The organism is Streptomyces sp. NPDC030991, assembly GCF_055571235.1.
This window is the reverse complement of the sequence record NZ_JBVIFR010000048.1, coordinates 1-13,181: the sequence shown is the minus strand read 5'-3', so window position 1 is coordinate 13,181 and position 13,181 is coordinate 1. Positions and strand designations below refer to the sequence as shown.

Genomic DNA, 13,181 nt, shown 5'->3' with positions numbered 1-13,181 from the left:
GCGCGCGGTCTGCTCCGCAGACACGACGCGCCGCCGCTACGCGGCGGTTCCCCGCTTGCGCGGGAAGAACTCCCCGACTTCGTCGGGGAGTTGGGCGTCACTCCGTGACGCCCTGCCGGATCCGCTCCGCGGCCCGGCGGCTCGGCTCGCTCCGCGATCCGGCCAGCGTCGAATCCGCTCCGCGGACTCGACAGAAAGTCGCAGCTAGAGGGGTGAGCAGGTCTGTCGCCGGCCGGGCCGCTCCCTCCGTCCTGGGGGCTCCGTCCCGGCCGGCCCTTGAGGCTGACGCCGGGTCAGGAGTGGTCGAGAACGCTCACTCTCACACCCTGAAGGTAGCAGTCTCGCCGACTTCAGGACAACCCTGTGAGACTGCGTGTGTCAAACTTCTGAGTGCACTAGCTTCTGTACTGAGGGCACGTCACCGTCTCGTCGATGCAACGCGTCTGACGCGCCATCAGGGTGATTTCGGGGTGTGTGTCATTTCTCCGGTCCGGCTGAATCCTGAACTCAGGGCACTTCCCCTCTGAGGGTGATTTGCAAAACGGGGTGCCATCCTTCGCGCCTCATCCGGAAACTCGACTAAAGGCAGCGCTGAAATTCGGAGGACACGTGACAGTCGGCGTCCGCAGCGGTAATGGCGGCATCGTGCCGGGCCCCCAGGACGGTCGGGTCCTGGGGGCCTCAGAACGGCCCGGTGGGCAGACGCTGCGACCGCATCAGGTGGAAGCGGTCGACGCGGTCGTGCGGGCCCTTCAGGCGCCCGCAGACGGGCGCCTGCCGCAGGCGGGGCTGCGGTGCCAGTGCATCGCTGCCACCGGCTCCGGCAAGACCCTCATCGCCGCGGCGACCGCGCAGCGGCTGCGGGCGCGGCGGGTGGTGGTGCTGGTGCCGACGCTGGATCTACTGGTGCAGACGGCGACCGCCTGGCGGCGTGATGGGGGCCGGTCGGGGGCGATGGTGGGGGTGTGCTCTCTGCCGGCCAAGGACTCCGGGGGTCTGCCGTGCACGACGGGTTCGGGTGAACTGGTCGACTGGGTGCGGGACTTGGAGCAGGTCACGCTGTTCGGTACGTACGCGTCGGTGGATGTGCTGCGTCGGGCCCACGCGCGGGGCCTGAAGGCGTTCGACCTCATGATCGTGGATGAGGCGCACCGCACGAGTGGGGATGGTCTGAAGCCGTGGGCGGCCGTGCACGACCAGGAGCAGGTGCCTGCGGTGCGGCGGTTGTACATGACGGCCACGCCGCGGGTGTGGCAGGCCCCCCAGGGCGGGGCCGGCGTGGGTGGCGGGGAGGGGTCGCGGCTGGTGGCGAGCATGAGCGAGGACTCCCCCGTCTTCGGCCCCGTCGCCTACAAGCTCACCCTCTCGGAAAGCATCGAGCGAGGATTGATCGCGCCGTATCAGGTCGTGTGCGTCGACATCCGTGATCCGGACCACGGGCACCGTGCGCAGCTCGGGTCGGGGACCGAGCGGGTACGTGGGGCGCGGCTGGCCGCGTTGCAGTCCGGGGTGTTGACCGCGGCCGCACGGGAGAACCTGCGCAAGGTGCTCACCTTCCACTCCCGGGTCGCCGAGGCCGAGGCCATGGCCTCCGGGATCGGCGACGTCGCCGCACGGCTGTGGGAGGAAGACCCGCGGACGTATCCGGATCCGAAGCGGGTGTGGTCGGGCTGGCTGCACGGCGAGCATCCGCCGGCACACCGGCGCGCCGTGCTGGCCGAGTTCGCCTCCGACGTCATCGAGCACCAGGAGCGCCAGGAGCCGGACGGCGCCGCAGGGCAGGACGGCCCCGGCGGGGAGCAGGAACGCGCCGGGAGGACGGAGAGCCGCGGCGGGGGTGCTGGAGTCGAGCTGTTGCCCGCTGCTCTGCGGGTGCTTTCCTCCGTGAAGGTTCTTGGTGAAGGTGTTGATACCGCGAATTGTGATTCGGTCGCCTTTTGTGATGTGCGCGGGTCCATGGTCGATATCGTGCAAATGGTCGGGCGGGCCCTGCGCATGAAGCCAGGGCAAGGAAAAGTCGCCTCTCTGGTCGTACCCGTATTCCTCGGACCGGATGAAGACGCCGACAACCTATTGACCTCTCCGGCCTTTGGCGGGTTGGCAAAGGTGCTTGAAGCTCTGCGCGCGCACGATACGGAGACCATCGAAGCGCTCGCCGACTCCCGTGCCCGGAGCGGGAGTTGGGACGACGATGGCGCGCAGGGGGCTGACGATGGCGAGTTTCCGGAGGGCGCCCACGGCCTGGAGGACGACGAGCCGGCCGACCCGGTGAGTGCGGGGGCGCGGGAGCTGCTGAAGTTCTCCAGCCCTCGCGATCCCGCGGAGCTCGCCCGGTTCCTGCGGCTGCGGGTCCTGGAGCCGGAAGGCGCGTACTGGCTGCGCGGCATCGAGGCCGCAGCACGGTACGCCAAGGAGTTCGAGGGCGGGCCGTTGAACGCGCCGTACGGCTTCGTGACGCCCGAGGACTGGGCCCCGGCCGGATTCCCGCTCGGGGTATGGCTGACCCATCAGCGGCGCTCGTACAAGGCCGGGCGGCTCGATCCCGAACGCGTCAGGGAGCTGGAGGGGCTGGGCATGGTGTGGGCACCGCGCGACGATGCGTTCGCCGACGGCCTCGCCGCGGCGAAGGCGTGGGCTGAGGTGCACGGGCACTTCCTGCCGCCGACCACCGCGGTGTGGAACGAGTACCCGGTGGGGAAGTGGGCGAAGAACATGCGCGATGCCGCCCGGCTTGCGGAGCGGATCGCCGCGCGCCGGGAGGCCGGGGAGCCGGTGGGATCGGAGGCGGGTGCGCTCACCGACGAGCGGCGCCAGCAGTTGGACGACGTCGATCCTGGGTGGTGCCCGGCCTGGGACACCGGCTGGCAACGCTGCCTGCGGCTCGTCCAAGCACACCTGGCCGGCGGCGGGCGTCTCCCCTCCGCAGCCGGGGACGTCGTCGTCCAGGGCGAAGACCTCGGACGCTGGGTGAGCGCACAGCGCCACGGCTTCGAGCAGCTGACGGCGGCGCAGCAGTGGCTACTGGACGTCCTCGGCATCGAGCCGGCCGCGGAGGAGGAGCGGCCGGGGAAGCGGACCCAGGAGCACAAGTGGCTCCTCAACCTCGCCGCAGCCCGCCAGTTCCACGCCCGCGAAGGCCACCTCAACATCCCCCGCAAGCACGTTGAGGAGTTGCCGCTGGAGTCGGCCGGGCCCGCCGCCACCGGACGCGACACCACGCCCGAGGGCACCATCTTGGTCGACCTGGGCATGTGGACCGCCAACACCCGCCGCCGCGCCGACCGGCTCACCTCGGAGCGGCGCACCGCACTCGACGAACTCAACATGCGCTGGTGAGCGGCAGGACCGGTGCTACACGTTCGGCCTCTCCATTTCATCGGGAATCGGCGCCAGCTCTACTGAAGAATCAACGCCGAACCACTGAAAACTCAGCGCTGAGCATCACCACGCCAGCCATCAGCAGGCTCAACGCCGACTACGGCGGCGATTACAACGGCGTCACCCCAAGAGCTGTGGTGCGCACCCTAGGAGCACGCACCACAGCACTACGTCCGTGGCGGCGCGACCGACTGGATCGCCACCACGCCGGCAACCCGAAGATCGGTTCGAGAGCTTCTTGGTACCTGCGCTCTCCATGACGTCCCCGGGGAGACGACAGGTGGATGCTGACGTCGCCGTCTGCCAGTGACCAGAGAGGCTCAGAGGTGTCGGGGAGGGGCGTTACGAATAGCGGAACGACGGGCCCAAGCCGCACAGGAAAGGGCTATGACGCCAGCCGTGGCGAAGGCCCAACTGTCCTCGACGCCGCCGATCCAACCCGCGATGCCGGCCAGCGCCCACAGGGCCGCCAAGACACACAATGCGGTCCACGCCTGCACCCACATGTGCTGACGTGTCGCCAGCCGCTGCGACGTCCCGCGCTCCATCGGCCCCAGGCTCTCGCTGGTGGTCCTGCTCTCGTGATCGGTCATACAACGCCGTATACCCCGAGGCAGCGGTCAACTCCCCTCACACACAACGCCTTTACTGGAACCGGATCGAGAGGAACAACCGATGACCGACGACGACGTTGGCCGACGCGAACCACGACATCGACGTTCCGCACCAATGACGGGAGACAAGGCCACCGCGCCTCTGTGGTGATTTCCTGGCACTACGCCGGTGTCCGCGCGAAAACCACCCATAACGGACAGGAGCAAATCTTGACCGGCCCGGCCTTCCCGGCACAGACGAACCGATGACCCACCCAGGCGTTCCTCGCCCGATGGCCCACCGGCGCCTGGAAGACCGAGCTCTTCGACGGCATCCTTTACGGCAAGTTCGACCAGCGGGACATCACCACCGCCGAGCGGACCCACCCTGGCCGCCGCGCGGTCATCAACCGGGCAAACGACTAAAGGTACACCCCGGCGGCCCCGCACCCGCCCGCTCGGTCCTGGGCGCGACAGCAGAGACCGGCAAGCCGCAACCGTAGCCAGTGCCCACACCAACCGTAGGAAGCGGCCTCCGGCCACCCGCCTCGGGCGCCAGCCGACCTCCTCCCCTCGCGTCAACTGCGGACTCACCAGTGCGAGCGCTACACCACTGGCCAGCCTGACGGCCGGTGCGTGTGTGCGAGGGTTTGATGAAGCTGCTTGTGCGCCTGGTGCCGGGGTGCTGAGCTGTGGGTTCGACCCCCGGGCCTGGCACGGTGGGCCGTGGAGCGGACCATGTCACGGCTCGTCTGCTGCCGAAGTCTCACCCGCCGCTACGAGCGCAAGCCGGCCACCGCAGACTCACCAAGTGCGATGACATCTCAAGGTCGCCTCATGAGCCTGAACGGGTTTGGCGTAGAAGAAATACTGCGCACCCTGCAGCAACGAGCGGAGCAACGTAGATGGCGTTGAGTCTTGCGCCCCCCGCGACCATCACCACGACGAAGAAGGCCATGATGAACGAGCACGCTAGGAGTGCGTATGCAAGCGCACGGATCAGCGGCTTCGAATCAGCCCTCATTGCGTGCTCCTCACTTTCTAAATTTCCGACCGATCACAACCATGATCACGACCACGGCCAGAGACCCAAGGAATATCCAAATTTCCCAACCATCGGGGATCCAAGATCCCTTGCCGGATGTTTGTGCAAGATATTTCATGAAAGCATTATCCTACTCGTAGCCGAAATTCCCGGGGTTGCGATTCCGCAACCCCGGGACCGGTTAACTTACTATGTCCATGCATCCGTGGTCGTATCTTCCGCGAATTTACCCGCGGCGTCACCAGCAAAGGAGCAGGGGACAGACGCTGCGGCTCCCACCACCGGACCACCCAGGACAGTCGCGCCAGCCGTGCATGCAGCGGTCACCGATTTGCCGAATGCCCAGCCGAAACCGATGGCAGAAGCCTGACGCCAATTGCCGTCCTTCAACGCACCGCCGAACTCCATAGCAGTCTTGAAGTCCCCCAAGGGCGTCAGAGTTTCAGCCACATCTCCGAGCGAGAAGAGTCCAGAGGGATCAGTCCGATTGACAGGGTCTCCAGCGGCGTAAGCGTAGAGGTTGGATTCTTTGCCGGAGGGGTCGGGCTGGGTGAAGCGGCCGAGCTGGGGGTCGTAGTAGCGGGCGCCCATCTTGTACAGGCCCGACGGGTCGAGGTAGGTGCCGGTGTAGCGGAAGGGCTGGTCGGTGCCGCTGGTGGTGCGGGCCTCACCGTACGGGCCGTAGCCGTAGGTCGCCGTACGCTTGCCGCTCGCGTCGACCAGGCCGATGACGCTGCCCTGGACATCGGTGAGGTAGTACTGGCTCGCCCCGCCGCTCGTCATGGCTGTCAGATTGCCCGAGGCTTCCCGTACGAAACCGGTCGTGCCCTCGCGGGTCATGCCGGTCGCCGCGTTGGTGAACGTCGAACTGCCGCGCGTAAGACGGTCGTTGTTGTCCACGCCCGCATAGCCGTACGTCGACGCGGTACCGGAGGCCGTCAGCGCGGAGAGCTGGGTGTAGGGGGTCCACTGGCCGCCCGAGCGGGTCCCGGTGGGCGAGGCGGCGGAGGTCTCGTTGCCGTCTCCGTCGTAGGTGAAGCCGGTGTTGCCGCCGAGCGAGGTCAGTTCGTTCGCGTTGTTGTACTCGCGGGCGGACTGCGTGTCGGCGCAGGCGGGGAGGCTGGTGCCGGTGGAGCGGCCGGTCATGTTGCCGGCCTTGTCGTAGCAGTAGGCCCAACCCGCTGTGGTGGCGCTGTCCTTGGTCTCCACGGCCTTGGTCAGGCGGCCCTTGGAGTCATAGGTGTAGGCGGTGGCGGCGCCGTCGGTGGTCCGCTTGTAGATCTTGTCGGAGTCCTTGCCGGACTTGTTGTAGTCGTAAGTGATCGTGGACAGGACGGTGGTGCCGTTCTTGACCTCGATCTTCTGAGCGCGGCTGGACTTGTCGTAGTCCGTCTTCTGCACCGTGCCACCGGGGTACGTGGTGGTGGTGCGGTCACCGTTCTTGTCGTAGCCGTAGGTGGTCTTGGCTCCGCCCGGCTGGGTGAGGGTGATGAGCTGGTTGGCGTCGTTGTAGTCGTAGGTGAGGGTGCCGCCCGCGTCGGTGGCGGTCTTCACGTTGCCGGACGCGTCGTAGGTCACCGAACTCGCGCCGCCCGCGGGCAGACTGCGGGTGCGCTCGCGGCTCTGCTCGTCATAGGTGTACGTGCTCGCCCCGGCGGGCGAGGTGCGGGTCTTGATGTTGCCGTCGGCGTCGTAGACGAACGTCGTCAGCTTGCCGTCGCTGGTCTGCGTCTTCAGCCGGTCGCGCTTGTCGTAGGTGTAGACCGTCTTGACGCCGCGGCCGTCGGTGACCGTGTCGGTACGGCCCAGCGCGTCGTACGTGTAGGTGAGGTCCTCCTGCGCGGAGGGGCGGTCGACCTTGGTCAGATTGCCCTTGGCGTCGTAGGTGAAGGACGTCTTGTTGCCCTCGGGGTCGGTCGCCGCACAGCGCTGGCCCGGCAGGCCGCCGCAGTCCATCGTGCCGGACTTCGGGTTGTAGTCGTAAGACCACTTGGCACCGTCGGAGCCGGTGGTGGTGTCGGTCTGCGACATCATGTTGCCCGAGGTGTCGTAGCCGTTGGTGACCTTGTCGCCGCTCGCCGAGGTGAGGGTCTCGGGGTACTGGCCGCCGGACTTCTGGGTCCAGGCCGCCGTGGACTGCGCGCCGGTGGGCTGCGTGGCCGACTTGGGGTTGAACGAGTCGTCGTAGTCGAACTTGACCGTGTTGCCGGGAGTCGACCCGACACCCATGCCGTCGACCGCGCTGGTGACGTTGTTGTCCGGGCCCCAGGACTTGGAACGCTCGCGGCCCAGTGGATCGGTGGTCTTCTTCACGCGCCAGCGGGCGTCGACCGTGATCTCGGTGTTCTTGCCGCGCGGGTCGGTGACGCGGGCGACGCCTTCGCCCTCACTGCCCGGCTGGGGAAGGATGTAACGGAACGCGGTGGTGGCGCCGATACCCGCGCTCTTGTCGACGACCCGGGTGATCGATGCGAGGAGGTTGGTGTTCCAGGTGAACCGCGTCTCGTACCCCTCCGGCGTGGTCACCTTCGTCATCCGGTGCGAGGTGTCGTAATCGAAGACCGTCACCTTGCCGTCGGTGTCGGTGAACGTCTTCAGGTCATTGCCCGACCACGTGTAGGTGACGTAACGGCCGCTGTTGTCAGTGACCTTGGTGATCTGCTTGCCATCGTTTTCGAAGTTCAGGGTGCGGCCCGACGCGGAGGTGATCTTCGACGTGAACGCGCCGGAGTACGTGATCGTGGTGGCGTTGCCGTTCTTGTCCTCGACCTTGCTCACCCGCGCGTCACCGGTCGTGCCGGAGCGGGTGAAGGTCGTCTTCTGCCCGTTCTTGCGCGAGGTGAGGGTGAACGACTTCTTGTCCGTCGCCTCGGTGAGGTCCTGCTTGTAGCCGGGGGCCGGGGTGAACTTCGAGCCGTCCCGCTCGAAGACGGCGATCGTGCTGGAGGGGCCCTGCACGTAGACCGATGTCGGGTTCGGCTCGTGGATCAGGTAGTCGCTGCCGGTGGTCGCCTTCCAGCTGGTGTTCAGCCCGTTGTAGGCGAGACCGAAGGACAGGCCCGGGCCGGCGTCGGCGATGTCGAAGGCGTTCGCGGAGACCAGCAGGTTGCCGTTGCCGTAGTTCACCTGCGCGCCGACCGAGTCCGACAGCGGTGCCTCGTAGAACTCCGACCAGGGGACCTGGCCGATGCCCAGGCCCTGGAACGTGGACTGCAGGATGCCTTCCTGCACCAGCTTGCGGTCCTTGCCCGGGGTACCGATCGGGGTGCTCTCGGGGGCCTTGGTCTGGCCGGTCGGGGACGCGGACAGCCGGGGCGGGGTGGGCTTGTCGGCGGGCGCGGCGTGCGCCTGGGCGGGTATCAGCGCGACGAGCAGCGCCGTTCCGGCCGCTGCGGCGACCGCGGTTGCCGCAGCAGAGCGTTTGCCACGTCTGGTCCGCCGGTTTTCGGGCATGACAGAGTGCACGAGGAACTCTCCTTGGATCGATCAGGCTTCACGGGCCGTTGGGCTGCGGAGCAGGACCTGGCGGGTGGCAGCCGGTGGGCGGCTGCCACCCGCACACATCAGGCGCGTCTGGAGCGCACAAGGACGTGGGGGCCTGCTGTACGAGCCGGTGCGGGGTGGGCGCCCGCGCCGACGGGTTGTCAGCAGCGCTTGGACGTCCTGGCGGAGTAGCCGCCCGGCTCGTCGGCGATGGTCAGCGTGCCGTCGCCCGAGGTGCAGTCGTCGACCGAGTCGGCGCCGTTGCCCCAGAACTCCTGGCTCAGCGAGTCGTACACGCGACGCTCTCCTTGGAGCACCGAGCGGTCGTAGTTCCAGACGCCGACCTGCAGATCGAACTTGATCTTCTTGTCCAGGAACGACTTCCACACCCACACGTAGCCGTAGTTCTCGTTGCACTTCGGTGAGTAGAACTGCTTGACCGAGGCGATCTTCTCGGTGCCGCGGTACGCGTAGGAGGTGGTGCCGATCTGGTACGCGTCCGTGCAGACGCCGGCGGCCGAGGCCTGGGCGGAGAGCGGGTTACCCGCCTCCGACGGAGCGCTTGAGGCCGGAGGCTGATCGCTGCCGGGTGTCGGGGTCGGGCCCGTGCCCGCGGCCGCTGTCCCCGCTCCGGCCAGTGTCAGGGCGAAGGCCCCGGACGCCGCTGCCGCGCAGGCCATCGTTCTGAGGCTCTTCTGGGCGCGCGAAAGCCGCGCACCCTTGGTGCGTCGCATCAAGACTTCCCCCCACAGGAAGACAGACCCCGCAGACCCCAGCGGTCACGAGGGACCCACAACGTGCCACAGAAAACACACAAGTCGGCCGCGGTGCCCTCGAACACCCGGGTAACACGGGCTAGAACAAGCCCCTCCGCATCACTGCTTTCAGACAGACCACCGCTCCGCCACCGGGGTACGCCCGGGCGCACGCTGGCCGCACGCCCGCAAAGCTGCAGTAAAACGCGGCCGAAAGTGTCTGTTTGCGTTGCCTATCGCGCAGGTATCAGCACCAAGTCGCATGATTCCAGCCAGGTTTGAACCACAGCGACGCGCCCTTTGCCCGTTATTTCGCCACCTTTGTCGCCACCTGGGGCTCTTGAGGTGGCGGCAGGAATGGCGCTCGGCATCGGTCACGCACCGAAAAGCATTTGACAAGCGCTTTCCCGACTAGAGCCGCCCCACCCGCCGTCCGGTTCAGCAGGTCTTGAACGGCCCGGCGAAAGGGCCCACCAGTTACGGCGGGCCCCTCCACTGGGTGAGCGATGCGCAGCCGCCCCGGCATCGGCGGGAGGCGCCTACCACGGCTGCACGCTCCCCCACACTGGCGCCCTCAGCTGTAGCGGCTGGTGCGGCTGGGTGCGGCTGGTAACGAGACTGACGGATGGCTGGTCAGGATGCAGCGGTGGCGCGGTTCAAGCGCGCGAGATAACCGGCTGGCGCGCGGCGCGGCTGGAGAAGCGGAGCATGGCCTGGTCGGCGCCAAGGCCGGCGGCGGCCTGGTGGAGCTCGCGCGGTTCGTGCGGCTGCGAGTCCTGGTGCCGGAAGGCGCGTACTGGCGGCGCGGCATCGAGGCCACCGCCCGGTACGTGAAGGAGTACGGAGACGGGCCGCTGGCGGTCCCGTACGGCTTCGTGACGCCCGAGAACTGGTCCCCCGCCGCCTTCCCGCTCGGGGTCTGGCTGACCCACCAGCGGCGCTCCTACAAGGCCGGACGGCTCGACGCGGAGCGGATGGCGGAGCTGGACGATCTGGGGATGGTGTGGGCGCCACGCGAGGACGCCTTCCACGACGGACTCACCGCCGCCCGGGCCTGGGCCGCGGCGCACGGGCACTTTCTGCCCCCGGCGACCGCGGTGTGGAACGAGTACCCGGTCGGGAAGTGGGCCAAGAACATGCGCGACGCCGCCAAGCTGGCCGACCGGATCGCCGCGCGCCGGGAAGCCCACCAGCCGGTCGGCCCGGAGGCCGGCGCGCTCACCCAGGAGCGGCGCCGTCAGCTCGATGACGTCGATCCTGGGTGGTGTCCGGCCTGGGACACCGGCTGGCAGCGTTGCCTGCGGCTCGTACAGGCACACCTGGCCCGCGGCGGGAGCCTGCCCACCGAGGCCGGGGACGTCGTCGTCCAGGGCGAAGACCTCGGACGTTGGGTGACGGCACAACGCCGGCAGTTCGAGCAACTGCAGCCCGCGCAGCAGTGGCTGTTGGAAAACGCCCTCGGCATCGACGCGGCCCCAGAGGAAGAGCGGCCGGTGAAACGGACCCAGGATCACAAGTGGCTCCTCAACCTCGCCGCCGCCCGCCAGTTCCACGCTCGCGAAGGCCACCTCAACGTCTCCCGCAAGCACGTTGAGGAGTTGCCGCTGGAGTTGGCCGGGCCCGCCGCCACCGGACGCGAAGCCACACCGGAAGGGACGATCCGGATTGACCTGGGGATGTGGACGGCGAACGTACGGCGCAGAGCCGACAAACTCACGGCGGAGCGACGTTCAACGCTGGACGTACTTGGTATGCGCTGGTGACAGAGAGATCTAGCTCGTGGCCGCGTCCTCTGCCGGAGCGACCACGATCTGGTCTTCGTCCTCGTAGATGATTTTGCCCGGGTTCGAGGATTCCAGGCGGCGACATGCAATGCCGTGTGCGGCCAGGAGAGTCTGGTACCCGGCCACGCGTTCGATGAGGTGGGTAGCCGAAACCTTGAACCATGCCACGGCTCCCGGGTGTGCAACGGGGTCGTAGATCTTCGGATCGACGCTGGTGGGATTGGTGTAGTTCGCGTCGTACCAGTCATTGCTGCTCCGTCAGAAGCGGTATTGATCACCACTCAGCCGGCCGCTGGCGGCCAGCTCGTTAGCGAGCACGAAGATGCCGGGAAAGTGCCCCCGCGCATGACGCACCGTCCCCTCAAAGCGGACGTACTTCGCCTGTTCCACAGATCCCTCCACGCCCTCTACGACGAGGACTGATCCTAGACAGCGCGCGTCGAGCCCCAAGGGCTGCACAGTCGACTCAGGGCATGCGCGACGCTGCCAAGCTCGCCGACCGCGTGCTGGGCCACGGTGCCGTGCGCGGGGCACTACCGCCGCACGGCCAAATCGGCGGCACCGCTGCCGGGCCCGGTCGTGAAATGATCAATGCCATGGACCACTTCATACGCCCCGACGGCTCGCCGCCCGTCAATGGCTACAGCCATGCGGTCGCCTTCGCCGGACCCATGGTCACGGTCTCCGGTCAGGTGCCGGTGGACGGCGACGGCAACACGGTCGGCAAGGACGACGCCGAGGCCCAGATGCGGCAGGTCTACGCGAACCTGGCGACCGCCCTGCGGGCAGCAGGGTCCGCTCTGGAGCACGTGGTCAAGCTGACGGTCTACCTGACCGACCTCGACGACCTGGGCACATTCCGCAAGGTACGCGACGAGCACCAGGACGCCGCACGCCCGCCCGCCTGCTCCCTGGTGCAGGTAGCCGGCCTGGTCCACCCGGATTTCCGGGTGGAGATCGAGGCATGGGCCCTCGCACCAGACACCGACTAGCAGCAGTTCTCACCGAAAGCGGTCGCGAGCCCGTCCAGCCGCGCGCGGTGCTGAGCGCTGGACGGCGCGGCCGGATCGTCCTGTGGGACCACTGCCGGCTTCCGTCAGCCTCTGCGACCATCTGGCCATGGTCGGCATTTCGGACCGCTAGGGCCTGTTGCGAAAGTACAGCCCCACGCCTGTGCCTGCCCGAAGGCTTCGTAAGCTTCATCGGGTGACCGACATGCCCAACGACTCGAATTGGACGCCTGCCCACAGGGCCGTGGAGACCAGTGACCATGAGCTGCTCACTTTTCATCTGGCGTCTGGAACAGACCCGAACGAAACATGCTGGGGCTTCACGCTACTCGTCCACGCTCTCGATATCGAAGGCGATGGCCACCTGCAGACGGGACACCCGTGGAACACCGCGGCGACGGCCATTCTCCTCGCCTACGGTGCAGACCCCCTGCTCCCAAACAGCAATGGAGTTACACCTCTGCAGATGGCTGAACGCTACGACCACTACATGGCACAAGCGCTGCTCAAGCGTTTCATAGCCACTCGTTGAGGACTGCGACCAGCACGGTTGACTCGTAACGAACGGCAAGCTTGTCGTACCTGGTGGCGACAGCACGGTGCCGCTTGAGACGGGTGATGCCGCACTCGACCGCGTGACGTGCACGGTAGTCGGCCTGGTCGAATTTGGGCGGCCGGCCTCCGCGGGAGCCGCGCTTGCGGCGGTTGTGAACACGGTCCGCAGGGACCGGAATGGTGGCCTTGATGCCGCGCCGCCGCAGGTAGGCACGGTTCCTGCGAGAGTGGTATGCCTTGTCCGCCCGGACCCGCGCTGGACGTGTACGAGATCGCCCCCGGCCCGGCAGAGGCACTCTTATCGCCTCCAGGACCGGCTCAAACTGCGGGGAATCACCGCGCTGCCCAGCCGTGATGACTACGGAAAGGGGCTTTTGCCCCTGCTCGACAGCGAGGTGGATCTTGCTGGTCAGGCCGCCCCGGGAGCGCCCGAGACCGTGGTCGGACGGCTCGTCGGAGATGCCACCGGGCGGTTCCTTTTGGAGGTCCCCGTTACCGTCTTCGTGGCCCTGAAACAGGGCTCCCGGCCTCCGGCCCCGGTATGACTCGGTCCCCCAGTCGATGATGGTCGAAAAGGT

9 protein-coding genes are annotated in these 13,181 nt (G+C 67.5%); 4 read left to right on the top strand and 5 right to left on the bottom strand.

Features of this window, described 5'->3' with window-relative positions; genetic code table 11:
• The first annotated feature begins 546 nt into the window (after positions 1 to 546).
• Positions 547 to 3,336: a helicase associated domain-containing protein gene (locus ACZ45E_RS39565; protein ID WP_468231353.1), complete on the top strand. Its 2,790-nt coding sequence runs from the start codon at positions 547 to 549 to the stop codon at positions 3,334 to 3,336.
• A 1,869-nt stretch (positions 3,337 to 5,205) separates the two neighbouring features.
• Here the strand turns inward: ACZ45E_RS39565 and ACZ45E_RS39560 are convergent.
• Together ACZ45E_RS39560 and ACZ45E_RS39555 are read right to left on the bottom strand one after the other, a co-directional pair.
• Positions 5,206 to 8,481, bottom strand: coding sequence for an RHS repeat-associated core domain-containing protein (locus ACZ45E_RS39560; protein ID WP_468231351.1), 3,276 nt, complete (start codon positions 8,479 to 8,481; stop codon positions 5,206 to 5,208).
• A 179-nt stretch (positions 8,482 to 8,660) separates the two neighbouring features.
• Positions 8,661 to 9,233 (bottom strand): hypothetical protein, encoded by a 573-nt coding sequence (locus tag ACZ45E_RS39555; RefSeq protein WP_468231348.1) that lies wholly within the window; start codon positions 9,231 to 9,233, stop codon positions 8,661 to 8,663.
• A 659-nt stretch (positions 9,234 to 9,892) separates the two neighbouring features.
• On the opposite strand from ACZ45E_RS39555, the gene ACZ45E_RS39550 reads away from it, so the two are divergent.
• Positions 9,893 to 11,017, top strand: a complete 1,125-nt coding sequence (locus ACZ45E_RS39550) for a helicase associated domain-containing protein (RefSeq protein WP_468231345.1) — start codon at positions 9,893 to 9,895, stop codon at positions 11,015 to 11,017.
• Between the two features lie 9 nt (positions 11,018 to 11,026).
• On the opposite strand, the gene ACZ45E_RS39545 is transcribed toward ACZ45E_RS39550, so the two are convergent.
• Positions 11,027 to 11,206: a hypothetical protein gene (locus ACZ45E_RS39545; protein ID WP_468231343.1), complete on the bottom strand. Its 180-nt coding sequence runs from the start codon at positions 11,204 to 11,206 to the stop codon at positions 11,027 to 11,029.
• Positions 11,207 to 11,296: 90 nt separating this feature from the next.
• Positions 11,297 to 11,428 (bottom strand): hypothetical protein, encoded by a 132-nt coding sequence (locus tag ACZ45E_RS39540; protein ID WP_468231341.1) that lies wholly within the window; start codon positions 11,426 to 11,428, stop codon positions 11,297 to 11,299.
• A 206-nt stretch (positions 11,429 to 11,634) separates the two neighbouring features.
• Between ACZ45E_RS39540 and ACZ45E_RS39535 the strand changes: the two genes are divergently transcribed.
• Together ACZ45E_RS39535 and ACZ45E_RS39530 are read left to right on the top strand one after the other, a co-directional pair.
• Entirely contained in the window at positions 11,635 to 12,030 is a 396-nt protein-coding gene (locus tag ACZ45E_RS39535) for a RidA family protein (RefSeq protein WP_468231339.1), read from the top strand.
• A 223-nt stretch (positions 12,031 to 12,253) separates the two neighbouring features.
• A complete protein-coding gene (locus ACZ45E_RS39530; RefSeq protein WP_404163028.1) occupies positions 12,254 to 12,580 on the top strand; it encodes an ankyrin repeat domain-containing protein in 327 nt (108 codons plus the stop codon).
• Here the strand turns inward: ACZ45E_RS39530 and ACZ45E_RS39525 are convergent.
• A partial coding sequence (locus ACZ45E_RS39525; protein ID WP_468231337.1) for an IS5 family transposase occupies positions 12,564 to 13,181 on the bottom strand: 618 nt, incomplete at its 5' end. The two genes, ACZ45E_RS39530 and ACZ45E_RS39525, sit on opposite strands and share 17 nt — an antisense overlap.